The following is a 23,781-nucleotide window of genomic DNA, read 5'->3' on the forward strand; positions in this document are numbered from 1 at the left end:
TGCGGGGTTTTTCGTGTCAGGCCAGCGGATCACAATAGGGCGGGCAGTCGACTTGCACCAGTTCGCGCGCCGCGGGCTCCGCCGCCAGCCGTACCGCGCTCAGCTTGCCGCCCCAGACGCAGCCAGTGTCGAGCGCCAGCAGGTCCGGCCGCATCACCAGTCCGAGCGTTGACCAGTGCCCGCAAACGACCGTCACGCCACTGGTGCGGCGGCCCGGCACATCGAACCAGGGCATGAATCCGTCCGGCGCCTTGCCCAGCCCTTCCTTGGTCTTCAGGTCCATGACGCCTTCGGCATTGCAGAAGCGCAGGCGCGTCAGGGCGTTGACGACCACGCGGTGCCGCTCGATGCCGCGCAGCGCGTCGTGCCAGCGGTTGGCGGCATTGCCGAAGACATCGGCCAGGAAGTCTTGCCAGTTGGGGCCCTGCAACTGCGCCTCGACCTCGCGGGCAAGGTCCAGCACCTGTGCCGGCGACCACTGCGGCAGCACGCCGGCGTGGACCAGCAGGAAACCGTCGTCCGCCAGTGCCAGAGGGAGGTGTCGCAGCCAAGTGAGCAGTTCGTCGCAATCCGGGGCGCCCAGGATGTCGTCCAGCGTGTCCGATTTCCCCTTCTTGCGCACGCCGGCGGCCACGGCGAGCAGGTGGATGTCATGATTGCCCAGGACGGCGCGCGCGCGCGCGCCCATGGCCTTGACGGTGCGCAGCGTCTGCAGTGATGCGGGGCCGCGATTGACCAGGTCGCCGACGAAGCACAGCGGCGCGGCGGCTGGCAGGCGGCCTAAAAGGTGGTCGAGGGAGGGGAGGCATCCCTGCAGGTCGCCGATGGCGAAGGGGCGGCTGGCGTACTCAGGCGCGTCAGGCATAAAGTGTGTTAGGAAGTGTGAATTATTGTTTGAATGTGATAACAACAAGCGCAAGGTCAGTTACATCACGCTACAAAAAATCATCCTGTCCCCGCAAGCGGGACTGCCGGTCAGATAGAATACCGCCACTTCCAAGCGCTACGGATTCCCGCCAAACTACAAATAGCAATATGGCGGATGCCCGGCATTTGCCGGGACCTCGAAATATATCGATATGCATGGAGCAAACGAGTTGTCCTATATTTTTGTAACGGGCGGGGCGGGGTTCATCGGTGCGAACTTCGTGCTCGGCTGGCTGCGTGACGACAGCGCAGATGCCATCGTCAACATCGACAAGCTGACCTACGCGGGCAATCGCAAGACACTGGCCTCGCTCGAGGGCGACGCGCGTCATGTCTTCTCCCAGACCGATATCTGCGACCGCGCAGCGCTGGATCGTCTTTTCGCTACCTATCGCCCGCGCGCGGTGGTGCATTTCGCGGCAGAGAGCCATGTGGATCGCTCCATCCATGGCCCGGCCGAGTTTATCGAGACCAATATCGTCGGCACCTTCACGCTGCTGGAAGCGGCACGCGCCTACTGGGGCGCGCTCGACAAGGACGCCAAGGGGGCCTTCCGCTTCCTGCACGTGTCCACCGACGAGGTGTTCGGCTCGCTCGGCCCCGCCGACCCGCAGTTCTCGGAATCCACGCCGTACGCCCCCAACAGCCCGTATTCGGCTTCCAAGGCGGCCTCCGACCACCTGGTGCGAGCCTACCACCATACCTACGGGCTGCCGGTGCTGACCACCAACTGCTCGAACAACTACGGGCCGTACCACTTCCCCGAGAAACTGATTCCGCTGATGATCGCCAACGCGCTGGCGGGCAAGCCGTTGCCGGTCTACGGCGATGGCCTGAACGTGCGTGACTGGCTCTATGTGGGCGACCACTGCGCAGCCATCCGCGAAGTGCTGGCGCGCGGCCGCCTGGGCGAGACCTACAACGTCGGCGGCTGGAACGAGAAGACCAACCTGGACGTCGTGCATACGCTGTGCGACCTGCTGGACGAACTCCAGCCCAAGGCAGAGGGCTCTTACCGGTCGCTGATCACCTACGTCAAAGACCGTCCGGGCCATGATCGGCGCTACGCGATCGACGCCCGCAAGCTGGAGCGCGAACTGGGCTGGAAGCCCGCCGAGACCTTCGAGAGCGGGCTGCGCAAGACGGTGCAGTGGTACCTGGACAACCAGGCCTGGGTAAAGGATGTGATGTCCGGTGAATACCGGAACTGGGTGGCCAAGCAATATGCAGCCTAAGACAGCTGAGGTGTCCACCATTCTTGTGACCGGGTGTAACGGACAGGTCGGCTTCGAACTCCAGCGCAGCCTGGCCCCACTGGGCCGGGTGATCGCGCTCGACCGGGCAGGCTGCGACCTGACTCGGCCGGATCACATCCGCCAGGTCGTGCGCGAGTTGCGGCCCGACGTGATCGTCAATCCGGCTGCCTATACCGCGGTCGACAAGGCTGAGAGCGACGCCGAAACGGCGTTCGCCATCAATGGCACCGCCGTCGGCGTACTGGCCGAAGAGGCCAAGGCCCTCGGCAGCCTGCTGGTGCACTACTCGACCGACTACGTGTTCGACGGCCGCAAGGACGGCGCCTACGTCGAGACCGATCCCGTCGATCCGCAATCGGTGTACGGCAAGAGCAAGCTCGCGGGCGAGCAGGCCGTCGCCGCCTCGGGCGCGGCCGCGCTGGTGCTGCGCACCTGCTGGGTGGCCGGTGCCCACGGCGGGAACTTCGCCAAGACCATGCTGAAGCTGGGCAGCGAGCGCGACAGCCTGCGCGTGATCGCTGACCAGTTCGGCGCGCCCACCACGGCATCGCTGATCGCGGACGTGACGGCGCAGATCGTCGCGCGGCACTGGTTGTTCGGCGACCGTGCAGCCTTCCCGGCGGGCACCTACCACCTCGCGGCCGCGGGCGAGACCACCTGGCATGGCTATGCCACGGAGGTCCTCGGATACGCGGCAAGCAAGGGGCTCGCGCTGAGGGTGAATCCCGCCGCAATCGAGGCGATTCCGGCGACTGCCTACCCATTGCCCGCACCGCGGCCATCGAATTCGCGACTGGACACCAGCAAGCTGCGCGCCACCTTTGACATTCATCTGCCGGATTGGCGGCAGGGCGTCCACTATTTGCTCGACCAGATCCTCGCCTGAACTACTGGCAGCATGTATAAGGGACAGGATCTTCGCTGGCAGTCGCAGGCACGAATCGATTCGAGAAACGGCGGCACGTCGACGACTTGTGCGGTGCACAGGCAACGTCAAGCGGTCGGATCTCAAAGAGGGCGTATCGAATGCGGCTTTGCCGTAATGCAGGCCGACCAGCGCGATGCACGAGCCCACTGGAACGTCCTTGGGCTGCCGTCCGCGCCGGCCACTTGTCGGCTGCATGGTGCGGTAGGATGGGTGGTGAGTTCGGCGCGTCACCGTTTGCATCGCCAGTCGCGGCTTTGTGCCTGCCAGCGATGCAATCTGGCCGATGACGGGATGATCATGCTGGCGGCCCTTGGTCCGGTTCGAGCAGGCAGCAGTATGTACGATTGACCCCGCCAATGCAGGGGGCGGTAGTTACCATCATCTATGATCACTATCACATTAGCATTTCTCGTCTCATCGCTGATTACCTTTCTGGTGGTGCGGTACTCGCGCTTCCACGAGCACCTTACCGCGGACTGGGATCTCCAGGGCGTACAAAAACATCATGCGAAGCCGGTTCCTCGCATTGGGGGGCTAGGCATCGCGACGAGCCTCGCGGTGGTGTCGCTCATCACCTGGACGCGCTCGGACGCAACGACAGGTGGCACGATGCTCCTGCTGGCGGCCTGTGCGACATTCGCATTCGGCGCGGGCTTCTGGGAGGACTTGACGAAGCGGGTGTCGCCGCGTGAGAGACTGATCGCGACCATGATTTCGGCATTGGCTGCGGCCTGGCTGCTCGACGCCAGGATCATGCGGGTGGACGTCGCGCTGATCGACCAGTTCCTCTCCATCACTGTTGTTTCGATCGCCATCACTGCGCTTGCGGTTTCGGGGCTGGCGAACGCGATCAACATCATCGACGGGTTTAACGGGCTGGCCTCGATGGTCTCGATGATCATGTTTCTGTCGCTGGCCTACGTCGCTTTCCAGGTCGGGGACGCATTCGTTCTCACGGTGGCCTTCCTGATGATCGGCGCCATATTCGGTTTTTTCATCTGGAACTTTCCGGCGGGTTCGATTTTCCTCGGTGACGGCGGAGCCTATCTGATTGGATTCGTGCTGGCAGAGCTGGCCATTCTTCTGATTGCGCGGCATCCGCAGATTTCCGCGTGGTACCCGTTCCTGATGGTGATTTACCCGATCTTCGAAACGCTTTTCAGTATCTATCGCCGGAAGGTGGTCAGAGGGGTGCCGGCAGGCCATCCCGACGGCGTGCATCTGCATACCCTGATCTATAAGAGGGTGATGCGCTGGGCAGTGGGAAGCGCGGATCATCGCCATAAGCTGCGGCGTAACTCCATGACCTCGCCTTATCTCTGGCTGCTCAGCCTGTTCGCCGTCGTTCCTGCGACGCTGTTCTGGAACAACGGGATCGTCCTTGCGATTTTCTCGGCAGTGTTCATGATTTTTTACGTGTGGATATATTGGCGCATCGTCCGCTTTCAGGCCCCACGTTGGATGATATTTCGGAAATAAGGACGAGCATGCCCTTGAACAAGTCTATTGCAGCCAGTGAAGATCAGGACGAAGACCTGGGCCGGATGACGCTGGAGTTCCTGAGGAAAGCGAAGTACTGGCTGGTAGCTGGCGCGCTACTGGGCGGGGCTGCCGGATATGGCGCTACGTTCCTCGTTCGTGCCCAGTGGAATGCAACCCTTCTGCTGCAGGTCGCCCAGATCGGAGGGGACAACGGCGGCGCTCCCACGATCGTGGAACCGATCGGCCGCACGGTGGACAGGATGGTCTCCAGGCAGTTCAAGGAGGCAGTGCTGTCGCGGCTTGGGCTCCCTTCCGATGTGAACGTCAGCCCGGATACCGACCTGATACTGAAGTCTGCCAATGTCGCGCAGATGCGCAATTCCGATCTGCTCATGGTTTCGGTGAATGGGTATAGCAGGGAGCAGGCAGGCCAGTTCGCCAAGGCATTCGAGAGTGAAGTCTCCCAAGTACATGACGTACTCGCAAAGCCGACGATCGACAAGCTGAAGACCGAGCAATCGTCGATCGAAGACTCGCTGGTGACCGAAGAAAGGCGCAGGACTGAATTGCAGAAGCTTGCGCAGGACCAGTTCCGCGGCGATGTGGCCGGGAAGTTCTCGCAAAGCGTATTGTTGTCCCAGATGCTCTCTCAGAACGAACTGTCCCTGCTGCAGCTCGGGCGTAGAGAGCGTGCGCTCAAGGAGCAACTGGATCCCACCCGCACCTTCGGCACGCATGCTCTCCTGGGGGCGGCCGACATAAGCAGGCGTCCGGTCTTCCCTCGCAGATCCGCATTTGTCGGGGCGGGGATTCTCGCGGGCCTGGCCCTGGCCATGGTGTTGCTGCTGGTTCGGCAGCAAAAGCGAAAATAGGGCCGGTGTTGGAAGCCGGTCCCGCAGCGGGTCGGGGTCCTTGCTTGCGATAAGTCGGAAGAGATTGAGCCGTCTCCGCGTCTGTCTTTGCCTTTCGTGAGAGACGCTCACGAAATCACCGGGCGAACGGGAGCGGAGAGTTGTTGGGAGTTTAAGGGTAATGCCGAAGATCGTTCATTTTGGGAAGTACTATCCCCCAGACGCCGGTGGCATTGAAAGCGTGACATCCAGCCTTGCCCAAGGTGCGGCAAAGGCGGGTTACGACGTGACTGTTGTCTGCTTCAAGAAATCGGCGGCGGACGATGTCAGCGTTGTCGATGGCGTCCGGATCATCAGGCTGCCGATCAGCAAGCTGGTCGCCTCGCAGCCGCTGGGTCTGAAGTATCTGAAGGTGTGCCTCGACGAGGCGCGCAAGGCCGACGTCATTCACCTGCATGTGCCCAATATGCTCGGCGCATTGTGCTGCCTGCTGATCGGGAAGAAGCCGCGTCTTCTGGTGCACTGGCACGCCGACGTCATCAACAAGGGTTTCCTGGGCAAGTTGATGATGCCGCTCGAGGTCGCCTTGCTGAAGCGGGCGGACTGCATCGTGGCTACGTCGCAGGTCTATGCTGAGGCCTCGCCGTTCCTCAGCCGTTTCAAGCATAAGGTTTCAGTCGTGCCGATCGGCGTGACGGACGTGCGAGAGGGCGCTGTTTCGACCGATGGCTCATCGCACCTTCCCCCGGAGCTGGAAAGCAAGCTGGCCGGCAAGAAACTGATCCTTGCAGTCGGGCGGCTCGTTCCCTACAAAGGTTTTGACGTGCTGATCGAAGCCGCCAGGCACCTGCGCGACGATGCCGTCGTCGTCATTGTCGGCAGCGGTCCGCTCAAGGAATCGCTCGAGGCTTCGATTCACCGCGCGGGGGCGGCGGCTCGCGTCGTCCTCGCGGGCCGTCTGAGCGACGATGCCCTGCATGCGTTGTTCGCCCGTGCTGCCCTGTACTGCCTGCCTTCTGTCACCCGGGCTGAAGCGTTCGGCGTGGTGCTGCTCGAAGCGATGGCCTATGGGCTTCCGATCGTCGCGACGGATATTCCCGGTTCCGGCGTGCCATGGGTCAATCAGCATGGCGTCAGCGGCATCAACGTGCCAGTGAGCGATGCCAATGCATTGGCTCAGGCCTGCAACCGGATTCTCGAATCGGAGCCGGAGCGGGCCAAGCTTTCGGAAGGGGCACGCCGGCGGTTTATGACCGAGTTCACGGAGGAGGTTTCCGTGAAGCGGATGATGGCGGCCTATGGTCGTCTCGCAGCGTAGTCAACGAATTGCGCCAAATTGACAATCCGGGCCGCCATGTCGTGCGAGGCATTTTTTGCATGCCGTCGCCGGCTATGCGGCAAGGGAAAAACCAATGATCTCGGTTACTCCAGTTATTCTTTGCGGTGGTTCCGGTACTAGGCTCTGGCCCCTTTCGCGGGCAGGCTTCCCGAAGCAGTTCCTGTGTCTGACCGGAAAGGAAAGCCTCTTCCAGCAGGCCATAGACAGGATCGCGGCCGTGGGGACGGCCCAGGTCTCGGTCGGCTCGCCGCTTCTCGTCAGCAATGAAGAGCACCGCTTCCTGGCCCTCGAGCAATTGCGCGAGACAGGTGTGGCGCTGGGTGCGGCCTTGCTGGAGCCCGTGGGGCGGGGTACCGCGCCTGCACTGACGATTGCGGCGCTGGCAGCGCTGGAGAAGGGGGAAGACCCGGTTCTCGTGGTGACGCCCTCGGACCAGTCCATCTCTGACAAGGCGGCCTATGTGGCCGCCTTGCGGGTTGCGATCGATGAAGCCGCCGCTGGTGCCATTGTCATTCTCGGCATTCCGGCGCAGACACCGGAAACGGGCTACGGCTACATCAAGACCCGCATGGAAGCCAGCGCATCTGCTGCGGTCAGCGATGTCGAGGCATTCGTCGAGAAGCCCGATGCCGCCACCGCCATGCGCTACCTGGAAGCGGGCGGGTACTACTGGAACAGCGGGATGTTCGTGCTTCGGGCCTCGCTTTGGCTCGCTGCGCTCGGGCACTTCCGTCCCGATATTCTCGAGGCATCGCGCAGGGCCTGGGAGGCGCGCAGCAACGATGCGAATTTCACGCGGCCAGGCGGCCCTGAGTTTGCCGAGATACCGGCGGACTCGGTCGACTGCGCGGTCATGGAGCGCTGCCCGGGAAGTCCGTTCCCCATCCGGATGGTGCCGCTCAATGCGGGCTGGAGCGATCTGGGGGCTTGGGATGCGATCTGGAACGTATCGCCGAAGGACGAGGCCGGCAATGCGCATATGGGTGATGTGATCACTGCAGAAAGTCGCGATACCCTGGTGCATGCCACCAGCCGACTGGTCGCTCTTGTCGGCGTGGAAAATCTCGTCGTGGTCGAAACACCGGATGCTGTCCTGGTAGCTGACAAATCCCGCTGCCAGGACGTGAAGCGCATTGTCAGCGCGCTCGACCAGCAGCAGCGCAAGGAACATACCCTGCATCGCAAAGTGCACCGGCCCTGGGGCTGGTATGACAGCGTCGATGAGAGCGACCGCTTCAAGGTCAAGCGCATCCAGGTGAAGCCGAAGGCCAGTCTGAGCCTGCAAAAGCACTATCACCGGGCGGAGCACTGGATCGTGGTCAAGGGCACGGCGGAGATCACCTGCGGCGACAAGACGATCCTGCTCACTGAGAACCAGTCGACCTACATCCCGCTGGGAGAAGTCCATCGGCTGGCCAATCCGGGCAACATCCCGCTGGAGATCATCGAGGTCCAGTCGGGCAGCTATCTCAGCGAGGATGACATTGTGCGAATCGAGGACAGCTACGGACGCCAATGATGCTGCAATGGATAAACCCAGCCGGCAGGCGGGCGGACGCCAGGCGGCAGCCGTACCATGGCCGACCGCTTCGATCGAATGCCATGTCTCGTCCCGTCTTCGCATGCTGGTACCGGCACTCCGGAGTGCGCGGCGATGACTAGCAACCCGCATTCGGCGGCCCGGCATCAGCAAGGCCTGCGCATCGCCGTGATCGGCGCGTGCTATTACATGCCACCTTCGCGTTTCTCGAAGGTGGTGGCGGCGTTCGTGCGCAATCTGCTGCCGCCTCACAGTTCGGTGCAGAAGTGCTACGTCGGCATGCGTTCGCCTGAATCGGCACCCGCCGTGGGCAACGAGGAGTCGGCGTTGTGGATCGGCTCGTCCGGGCACTTTCTCGACATTTCCGCCTATGCTTCAGCAGTCTGCGGTCGTCGGAAACCACGATCTTTATCTGGTACTGAACGATACGCTGTTCGCCAAGCATCCGTGGCACCTGATTTCCAAGAGTCTTGGCGCGCTGATTCCGAGCTTGGCAGCGATCAGCGAGCCTGCCGCAGCAGGCGTCGTCCATCCCACCACCGACCTGCTGCTGGTGGATTCGCGCAACCCGACGCGGCGGCACCTGTCGACATTCTGCTTCCTGCTGAATCCGGCCGGATTCGCCGTGTTCAGGGAACTCGCCGACACATTGCCTACGGATGGCTCGAACCAAGGCATCCGCGATTGGCTGAGGGCCCATGGTGAAGCCCATGTGCCGCTGAAGCATCTGCTACATGTGCATCTTACGGGCCCGGTCAGCCCATGGTCCTGGAAGGGCCGGCTGGGCGCTGGCGTCTCCGAGGAACTGGTGCTTCGCAAGGCGGTAACGGTGGCGTTCGAGTATCTGTTCAGCGAACAGATGCTGCGCCTTGGCGGGCTGGTCATGCCGATCAATCTGGGACTGACATACCGCATGCGCGCGAAGGCAGCCGCCTTGTATTCACGAATCGGACGTAGATGAAACGCATAAAAATACTCGCATTGGGGCCGCAAGAAGTGATTCCTCCGGTCGATGGCGGGAAGGAAGGGATACATGGTGCGCTCGCCTCGCTTGCCGAGCAGTTCGATGTCACCTATGCCTATCCGCGAGCGGAGAACAGCGCAGAGGCGGCTGCGGGCTACGCGGCCATCGGTGTTCGCCAGGTCGCGGTTCCATTCACGCCGCGCGAGTCCGTGGGCGTGGTTCTGTCTTCCACGCTGAGAGCGAAGCCGTATAAGTTCGAGAAATACTCGGCCGGCACGGCTGCCTCGGCCTATGCCGAAGCAATCGGTCCCGTGCAATTTGACGCCATTCTCTGTTTCCATCCGCACACCGTTGCGCTGGCCGAGAAGATCAAGCGCAATGCAGGCTGGCGCGTGCCGATCATCCTGCGCGAGCACAACATCGAGTATGAGCTGGTGCGCAGTTTTCGCGATTCGCTGCACGGGCCAGCCCGCATTGCGGCCAGTCTGTTCGCCATGCTCACACGCCGGGAAGAAATGCAGATCTGGCGGCGTGTGGATGCGGTCGCCTTCCTGACCGACCACGACCTCTCGATCGCCCGCGCCCAGGATGCCAGCAGCAACTTCTTTCTCGCGCCTGAAGGCATCCCCATTCCGCCGAGGCGCGAACTGAACCGATCCGCGGCGTCGTTGCAGCTGCTCGTCCTGCTCAACCCCCGCGCCACACAGAGCGTCGCCAGCCTGAAGCGCTTTCTCCATACCGTCTGGGTGCCGGCGTCGACTGAGCCCGCGCTGCAGCCCCTCTCTCTGGCAATCACCGGCGTGGAAATGGGGCAACTCGCCCAACTCGTCGATATGACGCCGGACAGGCTCGCAGAACTGCGGGTAAGAGCGCTTGGCTTCGTGCCATCCTTGAAAGCGGTCTTCGCGGAATCGCTTGCGCTGGTTTCCCCGACCTATGTCGGCGGGGGGATACGGAAGAAGATACTCGAGGCGATGGCCAACCAGGTGCCGGTGATCGCTACCACGCTCGATGTGGAGAGTTGCGGCTACTTCCGGGCGGGCCAGAATCTCATTTCCTTCGATTCGCCTTCCGAGTTCATCAGCGGAGCCGTGCGGCTGATGGAAGACAATGCCTACTGGGCGCAAATCGCCGACGCCGGACGAAGCGCGGTCGAGACCCATGCCAGCTGGAAGCTGTTTGCTGATGAGATCCGGGCGGAGGCTGCCCGGCTGGTCGGCAGCGCAGTGCCGGCGCGCGACTGAGGTGCTCATTTACTGAGATGCTCATTTCCCGGCTGTTATCCATCGCGTTCTCCGCATCGATTGCCCTGACGGCATTCGGCGCCGTCTATCGGCCCGGGACCCTTGGCTATCTGGCGGCCTCGCCGGGCACGCTGCTGATCGCATGCTGCCTGCCTATGGTGCTTCTGGTGCGCCTGGTCGAGGGACGCGCGCATTCGACAGTCAGCCTGAATGCCTGGTGGCTCGTTGGATATGGCCTGGTGGCTTCGATCCTGTCGATGCTCTTCTTCGGGATGGCGCCGCTGTTCGCAGTGAAGTCGGCAACACTGCTTGTGCTGTCGGCACTTTGGTTGTCGCCGCTGCTGTTCTTCGATCACCTGCGAGTGCGGGATCTGCGGATGGGATTGACCATCGCACTCGCCATCTGCGCGATCGCTTATCTCTGCAGCGATGTTTTTCCGGGCAGCCTGCCCCAGGCCATTCGCGAGGTAATCTTTGCACCCGGCTATCTGGTCGCTTCGGATGCACGGGCGCGTGGATTCATGCAGGAAACGTCCCATTTTTCGACGCTGGTCGGGCGCTATGCCATGATGCTCTTCCTGTTGATCGAAGCGCCGCGCGCCTACTCGGCGAAGCGGCAGGCCGTGTTCATGCTGTTGCTCGTGGTCCTGCTGGCCATCTTCGGCTCGAAGGGGGCGTCGATCAGTATCCTGATTGCTTTCCTGAGCATCAGCCTGACACGCCGCCAGATTCCATACCTCATCGCCTTCGCTCCGGTTGTCGCGTGGATTGGCCTGCACCAGGCGCAGGCTGTCGCGTACGATTTCCAGAACTTCACCTCAGGGTCGACGCGCCTTACGCTATGGCTCACCGGGCTGTCTGGTCTGGTCGCCGATCCGATAGGATATGGCTATTACGGTTTCTACGGCGCCGTGCAGCATTTTGGAGGAGCGGCCATGAACTGGCTCGGCGCGCTGTACCCGCTGAACTTTTCAGAGATGGTCGATATCCTCGAGGGGCTGAACAATGTGTCGACAAAGTCCACCCTTCTCGATTTCCTGCTGGTGTACGGCGTCTTTTTCTTGTGGATGATGTATCTGTTGTGCCGGCGCATCAACTTGGCGGATCCCCGTGCCAAGGCAGCCATCGTCTACCTGGCGCTCACGTCCTTGGCAAGCAGCGGCCACGAGTCAATATCCTTCTTCCTTGGCTTCGCGGTGCTGCTCATCGCGTTCCCACGGAAAGCGGCGGCTCGAATGCCTGTGGCTGCAGATACTGTATCAACCCCCTGTTCATGAGTTCGGGCCGATGATCTTTCGTGAAATGTCCCGTCTGAATGGGTGTCTTTCAGGTGAAAACTAAATGATTATTCGAGCGCGTGCACCTCTTCGTCTTGGTCTCGCAGGCGGCGGTACCGACGTGTCGCCCTACTGCGATGTTCATACCGGTGCGGTATTGAACGCAACGATCGATCGGTATGCGTATGCGGTCATCAAGGTGCTGGACGAACCCGTGGTCCGCTTCGTTGCATCCGACCAGGGGCTCGTGTCGGAGCACGGCGTGGATGATGTGCTGTCCACCGCATCGAAGCTGGCGCTGCATTCGGCGGTGTATCGCGAGATCATGCGCGAATTCAACAATTCGGTGCCGATGGCGCTTGAGCTGACGACATTCTGCGATGCGCCGGCCGGCTCGGGGCTCGGCTCCTCGTCGACGCTGGTCGTGGCCATGGTCAGGGCATTTGCGGAGCTTCTCCGTCTGCCGCTGGATGACTACACCATCGCGCGCATGGCGTTCAAGATCGAGCGTGTGGACTGCGGCCTGAAAGGCGGTCGCCAGGACCAGTACTCGGCGACCTTCGGCGGCTTCAACTTCATGGAGTTCTACGCTGAAGAGCGGGCCTTGATCAGTCCGCTACGCATCAAGAACTGGATCATCTGCGAACTGGAAGCGTCCCTGGTTCTCTTCTACACCGGTGTTTCGCGGGAGTCCGCCAAGATCATCGCGGACCAGAGCGACAATATGCAGTCCGGCAGCCAGGATGCGATCGAGACATTCCACAACATCAAGCGCGAGGCATTCGTCATGAAGGAGTGCCTGCTGAAGGGCGATTTCTCCGGCATCGTGGATTCGATGCTGCAGGGATGGGAGAACAAGAAGAAGAGCGCGCGCACCGTATCCAACCCGCACATCGATGAGATCTATGATGCCGCCATCTCGTCAGGCGCGCTGGCAGGCAAGGTATCCGGCGCCGGCGGCGGCGGATTCATGATGTTCTTCGTGCCGCCGGATCGGCGCATGGACGTGATCCGCACGCTGAACAAGTATGAAGGACAGGTCAGCAACGCGCATTTCACTAAGCACGGCACCCAAGCATGGAGTATCGCATGAACAAAGCCTATATCGTTGATCAGGTCAGGGAAACGCAGCGCATCATGGGCGAGATGCTTGGCGACCAGTCATTGCTGGCGGCCACCGAGGCGGCTGCCTTGGCGTGCGTGAAGGCGCTGAATGCGGGCGGCAAGGTCTTGCTGGCCGGCAATGGTGGCAGCGCCGCGGATGCGCAGCACATCGCAGGCGAGCTCGTCAGCCGCTTTGCGTTCGACAGGCCCGGCCTTCCGGCAGTCGCCCTGACGACGGACTCGTCGATCCTGACCGCGATCGGAAACGACTACGGATTCGAAAAGCTGTTCGCGCGCCAGGTACAGGCACAAGGCAAGCCGGGCGACGTGTTCATCGGTTATTCGACGTCCGGCCAGTCGCCGAACATCCTCAAGGCGTTCGAGACGGCGCGCCAGTCCGGCGTCGTGACAATCGGCCTGACGGGCAACCGCGGCGGCCCCATGACGGAACTCTGCGATCATCTGCTGGCCGTGCCGTCGGCCGTCACGCCGAAGATCCAGGAGGGCCATCTGGTCCTCGGGCACATCCTTTGCGGGATCATCGAACAAGAGATCTTCGGGGAGGCCGCCTGATGGAGGCCATCGTCTTGGCGGGCGGCCTCGGGACGCGGCTCAGGGAGGTCGTGTCGGATGTCCCGAAGGTCATGGCACCGGTGGCGGGGCGCCCGTTCCTTGAAATCCTGCTGACGGTGCTGGCGCGCAAGGGCTTCACCCGGGTGGTGCTGTCCCTCGGCTATCTGGCCGACACGGTGGTGACGCACTTCGGCAGCAGCTTCGCCGGGCTCGATCTGGTGTATGAGATCGAGCAGCAGCCGCTGGGCACGGGCGGAGCCATGCGCGCCGCCCTGGGCCGCTGCACGGGCGAACATGTCTTCGTCTTCAACGGCGACACCTTCCTGGACCTGGAAGTTGCCGATGTCGAGTTGGAGTGGGGGCGCCGGCAGGTACCGGTCATCGTCGCGCGCGAAGTGCCCGATACCAAGCGATATGGCCGCCTCGATGTCTCGGACGGCCAGGTGCTCGGCTTCTTCGAGAAGGGGATGTCCGGTCCCGGCCTGATCAATGCCGGGTGCTATGTGCTGCCCCGGGATACGCTCGATGCCTTCGCGCCAGGCCAGGCATTCTCGTTCGAGACGGATTACCTGCCTGGTGCCGTCGGGCAGCGGCGCTTCGATGTCTTCGTGAGCCGTGGCTACTTCATCGACATCGGCGTGCCCGATGACTATGCGCGGGCGCAGAGCGAACTGGCGGGCATTGCCAAATGACGATGCGTCCTGCACTGTTCCTTGACCGCGATGGCGTCGTGAACGTCGACCACGGCTACGTATCGACACCCGCGCAGTTCGAGTTCCTCGATGGCATCTTCGATCTCTGCCGGGCGGCGAAGGAACGCGGCTACTGGATCTTCATCATCACCAACCAGGCCGGCATCGGCCGCGGTTACTACACGGAAGACGACTTCCGGGTGCTGACCGACTGGATGAAGGCGGCGTTCAAGTCGGCAGGGGCGGAGATCGATGCGGTCTACTACAGCCCGTATCATCCCGAGCACGGCGTGGGCGAGTACCGGAAGGACAGTGACTGCCGCAAGCCGAAGCCGGGCATGCTCATCCAGGCGACGAGGGAGTTCGAGGTGGATCTCGGCAGGTCGCTTCTTGTGGGGGACAAGCACTCGGACATCGAAGCGGGCCTGGCCGCCGGCGTGGCGCGCAACCTGCTGTTCGCCCCACCCGCCGGGAATCGGTATGACGAGACCTCGCAAGGGGCCACCGCAGTCATCGGGTCTCTGCGCGAAGCGGTTTCTTATTTGGAATATTGAGGGCGGCAGCCTGTCCGCGAATCGTCCGGCATGGCTTGTCCGAGGCGGGCATGCCGGATACCCCGGGCATTTCCCGGAGTGACAGCGCCCGGCGCGTCAAGACGCTCCCGGGATGCAGAAGGAGAAAAACATGACAGCACGTAAAGGCATTATCCTCGCCGGCGGGTCGGGAACCCGGCTTTATCCGGTGACGCAGGCGGTTTCGAAGCAGTTGATGCCTGTCTATGACAAGCCGATGATCTACTACCCGCTCAGCACGCTGATGCTGGCGGGCATGCGCGATGTCCTCGTGATCTCGACCCCCCAAGACACGCCGCGATTCGCGGAGCTGCTCGGCGACGGCAGCCGGTGGGGCATGAACATCAGCTACGCCGTGCAGCCCTCGCCGGACGGCCTGGCGCAGGCATTCATCATCGGCCGGGATTTCCTGAACGGCGGCCCCAGCGCGCTGGTGCTGGGGGACAACATCTTCCACGGGCACGATCTGCCGAAGCTGCTGAAGAGCGCCGACTCCCGCCAGAACGGGGCCAGTGTCTTCGCGTATCACGTGCATGACCCGGAGCGCTATGGCGTGGTTGAGTTCGATGCCGGCCAGAACGCGATCAGCATCGAGGAAAAGCCGCAGCAGCCCAAGAGCAGCTACGCGGTGACCGGCCTGTATTTCTACGACCAGCAGGTCTGCGACATCGCGGCCGACATCAAGCCGTCCGCCCGGGGCGAGCTGGAGATCACCGACGTCAATCGCCGCTACCTCGAGCAAGGCGACCTCAACGTCGAGATCATGGGGCGAGGCTACGCCTGGCTCGATACCGGGACGCACGACAGCCTCCTGGATGCGTCGAGCTTCATTGCCACATTGCAGAAGCGCCAGGGTCAGATGGTGGCCTGTCCGGAAGAGATCGCTTTCGGACAGGGTTGGATCGATGCGGCCAAGGTGCAGGAACTTGCCGCGCCGCTGGCCAAGAACGGGTACGGCCAGTACCTGCTGGGCCTGCTGAAGTAAGGGAGAACACAGATGCCATTCATTGCGACGCCGACGGCGCTGCCCGAAGTCGTGATCCTGGAACCCAAGGTCTTTGGCGACGACCGGGGTTTCTTCTTCGAGAGTTTCAACCAGCGCGACTTCCAGCAGGCCACTGGGGTCGATACGCCGTTCGTGCAGGACAACCACAGCCGGTCGGCCAAGGGGGTGCTGCGCGGCCTGCACTATCAGATCCAGCATCCGCAGGGCAAGCTCGTGCGGGTGGCGGCCGGCGAAGTGTTCGACGTGGCGGTCGACCTGCGCCGCAGCTCGCCGAACTTCGGGAAGTGGGTGGGCGTGGTGCTGTCCGCCGAGAACAAGCGCCAACTGTGGGTGCCGCCCGGCTTTGCCCATGGTTTCGTTGCCACCAGCGACGTTGCCGAGGTCCTGTACAAGACGACCGACTACTGGCATCCGGAGCATGAGCGGAGCCTGCTCTGGAACGACCCGACGGTGGCCGTGCAGTGGCCGGTCTCCGGCACGCCGACGCTGGCCGCCAAGGATGCGGCGGGCAAGCTGTTCAACGACGCCGATATGTTCGAGTAAAGGCCGGCCCGCAGCAGCGGGCTTCCTTGCGGCATCGCGGGCAAGGGGGCTGGCCGTTGTCCAAGCGGCGCGCCGTGCGGGAGCCCCGCCGGCGCCAGCCTGGCGCCGCTATGCCGCAGCGATGACGTTCAGGCCGGCGCGTCCTGCCCTGTCCTGCCGGGGGACTTCCGGCTCTCGCGAAGGTAGAGCCATGCAAACGCGGCGGCGCCGACCAGTTCCGTCAGGATCACCGAAATGATGGTCCCTTCCGCGCCCAGATAGCGCGTGAGCGGTACGACGTACAACAGGTGCAGACCGGTGGCGACCGCGTACACATTCTTCAGCAGCCGTGTGTGGCCCATGGCCATCAAGCCCAGATTGCCGTACACGAGCGCTACGCCGATGATGGGCAGCAGCACCGCTTCCAGCCTCAGCAGTGCGATCGATGAGTGGAATTGCTCGCCGAGCCAGAAGGTGACCGCCCAGCCTGCGCAAAGCTGGATCACCACGAACATGATGCCGGCGGAGCCCAGGATCGCGAGCATCGCCGTGCGCAGCAGCCTGCCCGCAGCGGCGGGATCGATGGCGTTGTACTGGCTGATGCGTGGATAGAACGCCTGGCCGATCACGACGAACACGGCCTGCGCTGCCAGGCGGATCTTGTCCGCCATCGCGAACTGGCCGACGGCGACCGGTCCGTAGAAGTAATTCAGCAGGATCGAGTTGAAGTTCACGTAGAAGCTGACCAGCACCACCGAAAGGAAGACCGGGAACCCGTCAACGAGCGTGTCACGGATTGCCCGCATCTTCACCATCGCGAAGGATGCCAGCTTCTCCCTGGCGATGATCCACAGGGCAGCGGCGGCGAGCATGACGTTGCCGATGCTGATGCCGAGTGCTGCAAAGGCTGCGTCGCCGTTGCCCTTGACCAGCATCACCACGCAAAGCAGGCTCACCGCCTTCGAAACGAAGGTCGGCAGCACCAGGGACTTCATCCGCTCCAGGCCCTGGAACAGCCACAGGGGCGTGACTGCGTTCGCGATCAGGCCCAGGCTCGCGGCCAGGAACACGGCCCAGTGCGAGCGGATATCGGGGACGAACGCGATGCCGGCAATCAGCAGCACCAGCGCGCCGAGCATCAGCGCCAGCCTGCCCGCCGTGGTGCACGAATACACCTGGTCCAGCATGGGCCGGTCGTCCCGGTGCAGCGATACGAGCCGCGTTGCCGTCAGGTTGTAGCCATAGTCGGTCAGCAGGGTCAGGTACTGCATGATCGCCTGGCAGTAAGCAAGTACGCCGAATTCCTTGACCCCAAGCACTTTGCCGAGATAGGGCAGCAGCAGCAGCGGAAACAGGTAGTTGCCGCCTTGGATCAGGATCAGATACAGGACGGTCTTCTTGATCGATGTGGTCATCGGCTGTGTTTTGAGGCGTACGCCAGGCGTGGGCGATCAGGCGTGTGCAGGGCCATGGATCGCGCTGCCGCCGCCGGGCGTCGTGACTGAGCGCCGGCGCGAGGCGATGGCGCACGCAATCCGTGTCACGACACCGCACACGCGCGCGTCTGCTCTGTTCTCCGGGGGAAAGCTCTGTGTCCGAGAGGGTGGCCGGGGAGCACGAATGCCGAACCGGTCTGGCGCGCGCAAGACGGCCGCAGGAACCGGTTCTGCCGGAACGGGCCGCCGCGATGGCGAAGAACGCCCCTGGGCTGTACCGGCGGCGGGGGCGCGGATTCCCGCATGCCCCGGCTCTCGAACGGTGGCGAGTGTAGCATGACAGCCTGCGCGCTCACCGTGGCGGGAACAGGGCGGCGGGAGCACCCGGTGCTAGGTTCCCGCTTGCGGCGGTCTGCTCGCCAACCAGGCCTGGACGGCCGAATGCAGCGCGGTCCAGGTCGAGAAGCGGCGATGCTCGTAGTACAGCGGGCCGGCATGCGGGCGCTCGAGAATCCGCTGTCTGCTGACCGGCTGCAGCGCCTGGGTTCCCGAGGTCATGTAGTGCAGGACAAGAAAAGGGAACAGTCCGATCCAGCTATTGCGCTGGGAGGGGTAGGTCAAGGCGTACTTCAGGAAGCGAACGCGATGGCGCCACGGAATGCGCGAGGCCTGAACCGGGCCGTTCTCGCGCAATGGAGCCAGGAGCCGAAAGAAGGGCCGCGGGCAGCGAAACGCATTGTAGAGGGCGAATTGCCTGGCGCGGGTGGTGATTCCCAGTTCCGTGCAAAGCTGGACCGCAAAGGCGTGCAGGCTGTCATGGTCGGGATGCCCGCCCTCCCAGGCTGGCATGTACACGGAACCGATCGAGGCGAACGATGCCAGCCAGGATCGGGTCCATGCGAAGGCGGGCTGAAGCGCATCGCTCAGTCTTCCGTCGGCGATGCCGAGTTGCGCGCCGGCGAAGCGCACATCCGTCGCCGCGACCCCCAGGCGGCCCAATACGGCCAGCGATTCCCGATCCCGCTGCGCAGGGTCCGAGCCAGGGGGCACGCCGCTGGTGAGGTATGCACAGACCACGCGCCGCCCAAGCCGCCGCTCGGCAAGGATCTGCTGAAAGACACCGAACTCATCGTCCTGGTGCGCGAACAGGAATACCGCGACCGGACCCGCCTTGCCGTCCTCAGTAGGCATCGAAATCCAAGAAGGTGAACTGGATCTGCCCCGGCTCCAAGCGTGCGCCGTCCGCGCCCAGCGGGCGATAGATCAGGTTGAGGGGGGACGGGCGCAGGCGCTGGGGGATGTGCGCATACGCTGCAAAATCGCAGGCGGCACCAGGTACAAGACCGAGGAACAGCCGCAAGGGCGTGCGCAGGCTGCCGTTTCCGCCGGTGCCCGCTTCCACCGTGGCAGGCAGTTCGGCGTAGGCGGAAATCAAGCGGCCAGAGGCACGGGCTTGCAGGCACAGCCGGTCATTCCAGAGGCGGCGATGGACCGGATTGACCGGATTGGCGCAGCGCCAACCCAGGGACTCCGGCGTCCATACGCGTTCGAACGCCGCATCACGCGCGACCCGGGAAAAATCGATTCCGAGCCGGCCGACGCCGACCATCGCATCCAGCGGCTGCACCAGCTGGAAGCCCAGCTTGCGCACGAAGCCGGGCGTGCTGTTGCTGTTGGCGACGCCGTACACGCAATGGAAGCCCAGGTCGGCCGCCGCCCGGTAGGTCATGTCAGCGAGCTTGGTGAATAGGCCCTTGCCCTGGTAGTCCGGGTGCGTCGCGGTGTTGAGCGACAACAGTGCCGTGACCGGCATCCCGTGGACACGGAGACGGGCGGGAATGCAGGCATAGTGCGCGGCCAGGCGATCGCCGTCGAAGGCGTCGAATCCGATGGCCTCGCCGTCGGGGTTGTCCTTGTACAGCCACGTCAGGAAGGCTGAGCCAAACTTGGTGGTGCCGGGGAAGCACTCCCGGAACAGCGTCTGATAGCGCTGCAGCCGCTCCTGCTCGATGCCGATCGGCGAGAAAGTGATCATCTGAATACCCAGTGCCTGCTCAAGAAAAAGCCATTGGCGGCCACGACGGGAAGCGACGCGATCTTGCCGATCATCACGCTGTCCAGGAGGTGGCGGGAAACAACGATCAGGGCGATCGTGATCAGATAGTTCAGGAAGACGACAACGCCGAACTTCATCATGGTTGCCGCGGATCCCCGCACCTTGAAGGTGACGCGGGCGTGGCAGGCGTAATTCACAGCCAGACCGATGAAGAAACTCGCAGTGGCGGCGACTCCATACTGGACGCCCCAATGGATCAGCGCCTGCATCGCGGAGATATCGACGGCGGCCGAAAGCACGCCGACGCACACAAAGACGGCAAACTGGCGACTGATCATCATTCCCCTGCCGGCCCCTTCGGCCTGCGCACGGCACGTTTGTGGATGGCCCTGCGCGGCACCGACGAGATGTCGTGCGCGATGAAGGCCAGGACGAATTGCAGGCCGATCAGCAGCGGGATGGCGGCAAGCATCACGGTGCCGGCAGGCGTGGCCGAGCCTCTCTCCAGCGAGGAGATCCAGTGGTAGCTGCCGAAAATGATGCCCGCCAGCATCATGAGTATCCCCGTCGGCAACTCGATCGAAGCGAGCGACATGTCCCGCAGGTAGTAGTTGTAGAAGATGCGCTTGGCGAAGTTCCGGGTGTGCTTGACCAGGAATTCACCGACGATCTTGCTGATCTTCAGGTTGCTCACCTCATCGCCGTACTTCGCATCCATCGGTATATCGACGACGACGGCGCGCAAGGTGTTGAGACGGAACAGCATGTCGGTCTCGAAGAAATACCGGCGGCTGATCTTGTTGAACGGCAGCTTCTGTGCCACCTCCCGGTGGATGGCCGTATAGCCGTTGGTCGGATCGAACAGGTCCCAGTAGCCGGAAGAGAGCTTCGTCATGAAGGAAAGCGCCGCGTTGCCGAAGAGCCTGGCCTTCGGCATGGCGCTGATCTCCTCGAGATTGAAGAAGCGATTGCCCTTCGTGTAGTCAGCCTCGCCAGCCCAGATCGGAGCGATGAAGTCCGGGATCAACACAGGATCCATCTGTCCGTCGCCATCGACCTTGACGATGATGTCCATGCCGTCCGCAATCGCCGCCTGGTAGCCGGTCATGACAGCACCGCCGACGCCCATGTTCACGGCGTTTTGCAGGACCGTCACGCGCGGGTCTTGGCAATTGTCCCTGACGAAGTCTCCGCTGCCGTCCGGGCAGCAGTCATCGACTGCGTAGATCCTGGCGCATTCCGGTCCGATTCGGCCGATGAGGCCAAGGATGTGCTGCTTTACCTTGTAGCAGGGTATGACCACGGCAACAGCCTGCTGCGCATTTGTCGGACTCATTGTCAATTCGTCTCTAGCGTAAGGTTCGTCAGCAGGATCTCAGGTGCATCTTGCCTGCCAAGGCGGATCTCCGCACGGGAGGCCCCGCTTGGTACCGGCAGCGATTCCGAGAAATCGGTCGGTTCACCATTGCAGGGAATGAGGCGATAGTAGGTCGGCCCCGCATCCCAGTTGATCTGGAATACCAGGCGTCCAGCTGGCGACTGGCAATTGAGCGTTGCGTGATACCGCGCAAGCGATGCACCGCCGATCGGTACTGTCGCCAGTATCTCAGGGGCTTCGCTTCTCACTGTCTTCGTCGTGTCCGAAGTGTCCTTCTGGAGATCAAAGACCTGACGATAGGAGAGGTCATGGCCAATGACGCGGTACAGAACGAAGTTGCCGAGCCGGAGTTCCGGAGTGCCTGCACGACTCAAGTATTCCCGCAGCCACCATTCCGGATCCTTGGCGGCGTACACATCGTAAGTGCTCCAGACGACGAATTCTACCTTCTCGTCTTTCAGGAAGTCCGCGACGTCGGCAAGGTTCCTGGCTGCGCCGAAGCGAGCCTCGGTCGACGGGGAGTACCAGTTGACGTAGATAGGGGCGCCTTCAAGGCTCGCGCCGAAAGGCGCGGAAGCCGGGTAAAGCACCCTCGCACCTTTGTATTTGTCATTCACATAGGCCGTCATCAGTTTTACCGGATTGATCTTCTCGGTAATCTGGTGGCGCCCTGCCTCCCTGTAGGCCTGCTGCGGTGCGGTCTCGAAGACCCAGGAGATACCCGGAAAGAAGTACAGGTTGACGGCGGCATAAAAGAAGATCGCGCCTCTCACGATGGCGATATGCCAGGAGCCTCTGCCGGGCCTCTCCCGGAGAAGCACCCCGATCACGATCGTGGCGAGCGGGAGCGCTGGAAAGACGTAGCGCCAGTACTGGGTCATGGCGAACATCGCGATACCGAAGCCGGCGAGCGGAATCAGCACGATCAACAGCTGCTTGCGATGCACCCTCGTGATGCCGGCCAGGGCCAGGAAGGGAAGGAACAGGTACTGGAAGCCCGCGACGAAGTCCTTCGATTCGAGAAACCCCGACGTCCTGAAGAACACGGTCCAATAGCTCTGCAAGCTGAAGCCCTTGATCCATCTCACGTCGGAGAAATTCTTCGCCTCGAATAAGGGGGACTTGAAGATGCCGTTGTAGAGGGGGAAGAACGGGTTCCCCGTCATTTTCCAGGCCGTGACGTACGAATGCAGCGCCAGCAGCACCATCAGGGAGAGGAACAGCAACATCGCCCAGTGCCTCGGTCGCTGCACGGCTTGGGCGGGGCCGCGCGATAGCCAGACTTGCACAGCAGTCGCCATCGCCAGCAGGGCCCCAATCAGCGCACCGGGCAACTTGGTTGCCGCGCACATGGCTCCGATCGCGATAACGACGAGGGTCTTGCTGCTGAGCCAGCCGTCCTTCGCCTCCAGGGCAAGCCGGACGCCGCCGGCGGCCAACAGCGCCAGTAACAGCTCCGCCTGCAAGGTGCCAAGCAGGCTGCCGACCATCGGCGTGCTCGCCAACAGGAGCAGCAGCAGCATGCGGTCGAGCGGCCGCACGGAGAAGTGCGCGAGGATCGCCCAAAGCTGGGTGAAGAGGAGAAGCAGAAACGCCAGATCGAGCGCGCCGCGCGCGTCCGCGCCCGCCGTGAGCGAGGCAATGGCATGCAGCAGGGCCACGGAGAAGGGCGCCACCTCCCAGACCTGCGTCAAGACGTCGAAGGAATAGACGTGCCGATAGGCGAGCTCCGTCCAGAGCCTCAGGTGCTGTGCATTCTCGTCATAGCCGACCGTGGGGTAAAGCGCATATCTCGCCACCACCCCCAGCAACGTTGCCAGCAGGACGAAATACCAGTATGGAATTTCGTCCAATGCCTTCATCCGTGCCGCCATGCCGTCTGAAAAGGCACGCCAGCCCAACATCATCCGGCCGCAAAGGAGCTGGCCGGCCAAAGGCGCCGCGAGAATGGTGAAGTACAACGCCCTGAAATTGACGGAAAAATGGACCAGGACGCTGAACACGGCCAGCAGCACCGCCAGTCCCGCGAAGATGCACTGGGACCAGTCGGCGGCTTCGCTTCCACTGCTGAAGACGAGGCGAAGCGATGTACGTCCGTAGAGGAAAGCCGAAAGAAAGAGCAGGGCGACAGCGGCACTCGCGCTGAAGCCCACGCCGATAGACAGGTACAGGAGGATGGTCAGCGCGAAGAGACGGGTGGCCCACACCTTCGCAACGCGCCGAAGCAGCCATGCGATGCCCAGGCAAGCCGCGCTCCAGGCCAGGAAATCCCTGAATACGTCCGGCTTCCAATACACAGGGAATTCGGCGGCGTAGTGAGCCAGGCCCGCCAGTACGCACAGTACAGACGCGATGAGGAGGATGGCCGTCGGCTGGCTTCTTGTCTCCTGGGGCCGCTGGCTAGCTTTATCTGGGTATATCAGCATGTTGGCGCTGGTAGGCAGGTGGATCGGCGCTGGTGGACCGCAATTGCGCGAGGCCACCGGGAATTCTCGTTCACATGAGGGGAGGCGCCACGCCTCCCGGGCGATGGCGCGTGGCGGGCGTCGCCGGCTGCGCCGGCACGGACATGTTCGACTGGCACGACATCTCTCATGGTTTCGCTATGCTGCTGCTCCAAGTCATAGGTTGCTT

General features: G+C 62.7%; 22 protein-coding genes. 15 read left to right on the forward strand and 7 right to left on the reverse strand.

Annotation, left to right across the window (positions count from 1 at the left end; translation table 11 throughout):
* Positions 1 to 16 precede the first annotated feature (16 nt).
* Entirely contained in the window at positions 17 to 865 is an 849-nt protein-coding gene (locus AC1Z3O_RS02705) for a symmetrical bis(5'-nucleosyl)-tetraphosphatase (RefSeq protein ID WP_483513318.1), read from the reverse strand.
* A 232-nt stretch (positions 866 to 1,097) separates the two neighbouring features.
* On the opposite strand from AC1Z3O_RS02705, the gene rfbB reads away from it, so the two are divergent.
* From rfbB to rfbC, 15 genes are all read left to right on the forward strand, one after another.
* The gene (rfbB, locus tag AC1Z3O_RS02710; protein WP_483513319.1) at positions 1,098 to 2,162 is read left to right on the forward strand and encodes a dTDP-glucose 4,6-dehydratase; all 1,065 of its coding nucleotides are present in this window, start codon (positions 1,098 to 1,100) and stop codon (positions 2,160 to 2,162) included.
* Positions 2,152 to 3,069 (forward strand): dTDP-4-dehydrorhamnose reductase, encoded by a 918-nt coding sequence (gene rfbD / locus AC1Z3O_RS02715; RefSeq protein ID WP_483513320.1) that lies wholly within the window; start codon positions 2,152 to 2,154, stop codon positions 3,067 to 3,069. The genes rfbB and rfbD overlap by 11 nt, the downstream gene beginning before the upstream one ends.
* Before the next feature lie 426 nt (positions 3,070 to 3,495).
* Positions 3,496 to 4,590: an MraY family glycosyltransferase gene (locus tag AC1Z3O_RS02720; RefSeq protein ID WP_483513321.1), complete on the forward strand. Its 1,095-nt coding sequence runs from the start codon at positions 3,496 to 3,498 to the stop codon at positions 4,588 to 4,590.
* 14 nt (positions 4,591 to 4,604) lie between these two features.
* A complete protein-coding gene (locus tag AC1Z3O_RS02725) occupies positions 4,605 to 5,465 on the forward strand; it encodes a hypothetical protein (RefSeq protein ID WP_483513322.1) in 861 nt (286 codons plus the stop codon).
* 160 nt (positions 5,466 to 5,625) lie between these two features.
* Entirely contained in the window at positions 5,626 to 6,762 is a 1,137-nt protein-coding gene (locus tag AC1Z3O_RS02730) for a glycosyltransferase (protein WP_483513323.1), read from the forward strand.
* Between the two features lie 94 nt (positions 6,763 to 6,856).
* Positions 6,857 to 8,302, forward strand: a complete 1,446-nt coding sequence (locus AC1Z3O_RS02735) for a mannose-1-phosphate guanylyltransferase/mannose-6-phosphate isomerase (protein ID WP_483513324.1) — start codon at positions 6,857 to 6,859, stop codon at positions 8,300 to 8,302.
* 391 nt (positions 8,303 to 8,693) lie between these two features.
* Positions 8,694 to 9,284, forward strand: a complete 591-nt coding sequence (locus tag AC1Z3O_RS02740) for a hypothetical protein (protein ID WP_483513325.1) — start codon at positions 8,694 to 8,696, stop codon at positions 9,282 to 9,284.
* A gap of 212 nt (positions 9,285 to 9,496) precedes the next feature.
* The gene (locus AC1Z3O_RS02745; RefSeq protein WP_483513326.1) at positions 9,497 to 10,531 is read left to right on the forward strand and encodes a glycosyltransferase; all 1,035 of its coding nucleotides are present in this window, start codon (positions 9,497 to 9,499) and stop codon (positions 10,529 to 10,531) included.
* Positions 10,532 to 10,548: 17 nt separating this feature from the next.
* A complete protein-coding gene (locus AC1Z3O_RS02750) occupies positions 10,549 to 11,808 on the forward strand; it encodes a hypothetical protein (RefSeq protein ID WP_483513327.1) in 1,260 nt (419 codons plus the stop codon).
* A gap of 64 nt (positions 11,809 to 11,872) precedes the next feature.
* Positions 11,873 to 12,901, forward strand: coding sequence for a GHMP family kinase ATP-binding protein (locus AC1Z3O_RS02755; protein ID WP_483513328.1), 1,029 nt, complete (start codon positions 11,873 to 11,875; stop codon positions 12,899 to 12,901).
* Positions 12,898 to 13,485: a D-sedoheptulose 7-phosphate isomerase gene (locus AC1Z3O_RS02760; protein WP_483513329.1), complete on the forward strand. Its 588-nt coding sequence runs from the start codon at positions 12,898 to 12,900 to the stop codon at positions 13,483 to 13,485. The genes AC1Z3O_RS02755 and AC1Z3O_RS02760 overlap by 4 nt, the downstream gene beginning before the upstream one ends.
* On the forward strand, positions 13,485 to 14,177 hold the full coding sequence (locus AC1Z3O_RS02765; protein WP_483513330.1) for a nucleotidyltransferase family protein: 693 nt from the start codon (positions 13,485 to 13,487) through the stop codon (positions 14,175 to 14,177). The genes AC1Z3O_RS02760 and AC1Z3O_RS02765 overlap by 1 nt, the downstream gene beginning before the upstream one ends.
* Positions 14,174 to 14,731: a D-glycero-alpha-D-manno-heptose-1,7-bisphosphate 7-phosphatase gene (locus AC1Z3O_RS02770; protein WP_483513331.1), complete on the forward strand. Its 558-nt coding sequence runs from the start codon at positions 14,174 to 14,176 to the stop codon at positions 14,729 to 14,731. Before AC1Z3O_RS02765 ends, AC1Z3O_RS02770 begins: the two co-directional genes overlap by 4 nt.
* 130 nt (positions 14,732 to 14,861) lie before the next feature.
* Entirely contained in the window at positions 14,862 to 15,734 is an 873-nt protein-coding gene (gene rfbA, locus AC1Z3O_RS02775) for a glucose-1-phosphate thymidylyltransferase RfbA (protein ID WP_483513332.1), read from the forward strand.
* Positions 15,735 to 15,746: 12 nt separating this feature from the next.
* The gene (gene rfbC, locus AC1Z3O_RS02780; RefSeq protein WP_483513334.1) at positions 15,747 to 16,298 is read left to right on the forward strand and encodes a dTDP-4-dehydrorhamnose 3,5-epimerase; all 552 of its coding nucleotides are present in this window, start codon (positions 15,747 to 15,749) and stop codon (positions 16,296 to 16,298) included.
* A gap of 128 nt (positions 16,299 to 16,426) precedes the next feature.
* Here rfbC and AC1Z3O_RS02785 read toward each other — a convergent pair whose 3' ends face one another.
* The 6 genes from AC1Z3O_RS02785 to AC1Z3O_RS02810 form a co-directional block, all read right to left on the reverse strand.
* On the reverse strand, positions 16,427 to 17,692 hold the full coding sequence (locus AC1Z3O_RS02785) for an oligosaccharide flippase family protein (RefSeq protein WP_483513336.1): 1,266 nt from the start codon (positions 17,690 to 17,692) through the stop codon (positions 16,427 to 16,429).
* A 411-nt stretch (positions 17,693 to 18,103) separates the two neighbouring features.
* Positions 18,104 to 18,904: a PIG-L deacetylase family protein gene (locus AC1Z3O_RS02790; RefSeq protein WP_483513338.1), complete on the reverse strand. Its 801-nt coding sequence runs from the start codon at positions 18,902 to 18,904 to the stop codon at positions 18,104 to 18,106.
* Positions 18,894 to 19,748: a GNAT family N-acetyltransferase gene (locus tag AC1Z3O_RS02795; RefSeq protein WP_483513339.1), complete on the reverse strand. Its 855-nt coding sequence runs from the start codon at positions 19,746 to 19,748 to the stop codon at positions 18,894 to 18,896. The genes AC1Z3O_RS02790 and AC1Z3O_RS02795 overlap by 11 nt, the downstream gene beginning before the upstream one ends.
* The gene (locus tag AC1Z3O_RS02800) at positions 19,745 to 20,110 is read right to left on the reverse strand and encodes a GtrA family protein (RefSeq protein WP_483513340.1); all 366 of its coding nucleotides are present in this window, start codon (positions 20,108 to 20,110) and stop codon (positions 19,745 to 19,747) included. The genes AC1Z3O_RS02795 and AC1Z3O_RS02800 overlap by 4 nt, the downstream gene beginning before the upstream one ends.
* Positions 20,107 to 21,105 carry a glycosyltransferase gene (locus AC1Z3O_RS02805; RefSeq protein ID WP_483513341.1) on the reverse strand — a complete coding sequence of 333 codons (999 nt, stop codon included), beginning with the start codon at positions 21,103 to 21,105 and terminating at the stop codon, positions 20,107 to 20,109. The genes AC1Z3O_RS02800 and AC1Z3O_RS02805 overlap by 4 nt, the downstream gene beginning before the upstream one ends.
* Before the next feature lie 2 nt (positions 21,106 to 21,107).
* Entirely contained in the window at positions 21,108 to 23,630 is a 2,523-nt protein-coding gene (locus tag AC1Z3O_RS02810) for a hypothetical protein (protein WP_483513343.1), read from the reverse strand.
* Positions 23,631 to 23,781 lie beyond the last annotated feature (151 nt).

Source organism: Cupriavidus sp. 09_S30 (assembly GCF_056930435.1).

Excerpts from the sequence above, each read along its gene's own strand:
- AC1Z3O_RS02705 (WP_483513318.1), bottom strand. The coding sequence starts at position 865 with ATGCCTGACGCGCCTGAGTACGCCAGCCGCCCCTTCGCCATCGGCGAC.
- rfbD (WP_483513320.1), top strand. The coding sequence starts at position 2,152 with ATGCAGCCTAAGACAGCTGAGGTGTCCACCATTCTTGTGACCGGGTGT.
- AC1Z3O_RS02720 (WP_483513321.1), top strand. The coding sequence starts at position 3,496 with ATGATCACTATCACATTAGCATTTCTCGTCTCATCGCTGATTACCTTT.
- AC1Z3O_RS02730 (WP_483513323.1), top strand. The coding sequence starts at position 5,626 with ATGCCGAAGATCGTTCATTTTGGGAAGTACTATCCCCCAGACGCCGGT.
- AC1Z3O_RS02735 (WP_483513324.1), top strand. The coding sequence starts at position 6,857 with ATGATCTCGGTTACTCCAGTTATTCTTTGCGGTGGTTCCGGTACTAGG.
- AC1Z3O_RS02740 (WP_483513325.1), top strand. The coding sequence starts at position 8,694 with ATGCTTCAGCAGTCTGCGGTCGTCGGAAACCACGATCTTTATCTGGTA.
- AC1Z3O_RS02750 (WP_483513327.1), top strand. The coding sequence starts at position 10,549 with ATGCTCATTTCCCGGCTGTTATCCATCGCGTTCTCCGCATCGATTGCC.
- AC1Z3O_RS02755 (WP_483513328.1), top strand. The coding sequence starts at position 11,873 with ATGATTATTCGAGCGCGTGCACCTCTTCGTCTTGGTCTCGCAGGCGGC.
- AC1Z3O_RS02760 (WP_483513329.1), top strand. The coding sequence starts at position 12,898 with ATGAACAAAGCCTATATCGTTGATCAGGTCAGGGAAACGCAGCGCATC.
- AC1Z3O_RS02765 (WP_483513330.1), top strand. The coding sequence starts at position 13,485 with ATGGAGGCCATCGTCTTGGCGGGCGGCCTCGGGACGCGGCTCAGGGAG.
- AC1Z3O_RS02770 (WP_483513331.1), top strand. The coding sequence starts at position 14,174 with ATGACGATGCGTCCTGCACTGTTCCTTGACCGCGATGGCGTCGTGAAC.
- rfbA (WP_483513332.1), top strand. The coding sequence starts at position 14,862 with ATGACAGCACGTAAAGGCATTATCCTCGCCGGCGGGTCGGGAACCCGG.
- rfbC (WP_483513334.1), top strand. The coding sequence starts at position 15,747 with ATGCCATTCATTGCGACGCCGACGGCGCTGCCCGAAGTCGTGATCCTG.
- AC1Z3O_RS02785 (WP_483513336.1), bottom strand. The coding sequence starts at position 17,692 with ATGACCACATCGATCAAGAAGACCGTCCTGTATCTGATCCTGATCCAA.
- AC1Z3O_RS02790 (WP_483513338.1), bottom strand. The coding sequence starts at position 18,904 with ATGCCTACTGAGGACGGCAAGGCGGGTCCGGTCGCGGTATTCCTGTTC.
- AC1Z3O_RS02795 (WP_483513339.1), bottom strand. The coding sequence starts at position 19,748 with ATGATCACTTTCTCGCCGATCGGCATCGAGCAGGAGCGGCTGCAGCGC.
- AC1Z3O_RS02800 (WP_483513340.1), bottom strand. The coding sequence starts at position 20,110 with ATGATGATCAGTCGCCAGTTTGCCGTCTTTGTGTGCGTCGGCGTGCTT.
- AC1Z3O_RS02805 (WP_483513341.1), bottom strand. The coding sequence starts at position 21,105 with ATGAGTCCGACAAATGCGCAGCAGGCTGTTGCCGTGGTCATACCCTGC.